General features: G+C 72.7%; 1 protein-coding gene. It reads left to right on the top strand.

Translation table 11 applies throughout. The features are described from left to right. On the top strand, positions 1–525 hold a 525-nt coding region (locus KDM41_18570; GenBank protein MCB1185429.1), incomplete at its 5' end, for an FAD-binding oxidoreductase. Positions 526–601 lie beyond the last annotated feature (76 nt).

Here is a 601-nt window from a genome sequence, read left to right as displayed (position 1 = left end):
GCCACCCTCGGCGGGATGATCGCCAACAACTCCGCCGGCGCCCGGTCAATCGTGCACGGACTGACCGCGGACAGCGTCGAGCGGCTCGAGATCCTGTTCGCGGACGGCACCCACACGTGGATCGGCCGGGATGGCGCGGTGCCCCCATCCCTCGCGAGTTGCCGGGACTTCGCCCACGCATGGCGTGGACCGTCGCTCCTGCGCCGCGTCTCCGGCTACCGGCTGGACGCCCTGCGCGGAGACCGCCCGGACTGGGCTCGCTTCTTCTGCGGATCGGAGGGGACGCTGGGCATCGTCACCCGCGCCGAGGTGGCCCTCACCCCGATCCCGGATGCCCGCGGGCTGGCGCTGCTGCGTTTCTCGTCCGTCGACGACGCGCTCGACGCGGTACCGGACCTCATCCGGACGTCACCGTCGGCCATCGAGTTGCTCGATGCCCCGATGCTGGATCCGCGCAACCGGCCTCCGGCGACCGCCGGACTCGCCGACTTCGGGACGGACGCCGCCGCGATGCCCGCGCGCTGATCCTCGCCCCCACCCGTGAGCTGGCAACCCAGATCGCGGCGGAGATCGCCGTGCTCGCGCGGCACAGCGCGCTGAA

It is taken from the genome of bacterium (assembly GCA_020440705.1).
GTDB lineage: Bacteria > Krumholzibacteriota > Krumholzibacteriia > LZORAL124-64-63 > LZORAL124-64-63 > JAGRNP01.
Note: the sequence above shows the minus strand (reverse complement) of the source record. Positions and strands in the feature narration are given on the sequence as shown.